The sequence below is a fragment of the Novosphingobium malaysiense genome (assembly GCF_000802225.1).
GTDB classification, from domain to species: Bacteria; Pseudomonadota; Alphaproteobacteria; order Sphingomonadales; family Sphingomonadaceae; genus Novosphingobium; species Novosphingobium malaysiense.
Genome location: NZ_JTDI01000030.1, coordinates 1 through 251 on the forward strand (window position 1 = coordinate 1; position 251 = coordinate 251).

General features: G+C 66.9%; 1 pseudogene. It reads left to right on the forward strand.

Going from position 1 to position 251, the window contains the following annotated elements:
• Positions 1-251 (forward strand): annotated as a pseudogene (locus LK12_RS23360) (transcriptional regulator); the annotation flags it as partial.

Consider the following 251-nt stretch of genomic DNA (forward strand, 5'->3'; position numbering starts at 1 on the left):
ATGCTGGAGCGCTACCTGGCGATCGAAGACCTGTTGCAGCTTAAGAGCGTCGACTGGGAGCAACCGCGCAGCGCCCCCTACCCCGTCAGCGACATCCGCGACGCCGAGGATGCGGCGCGCTCGGTGCGTGAGGAATGGGGCCTTGGCCACGATCCGATTCCCAAGCTGGCGGAACTGCTCGAGGAGCGCGGCATCAAGGTGCTGTCCCTCGACCTCGATGACATCGACGGCTTGGCCGCGCGTGTGCGCCG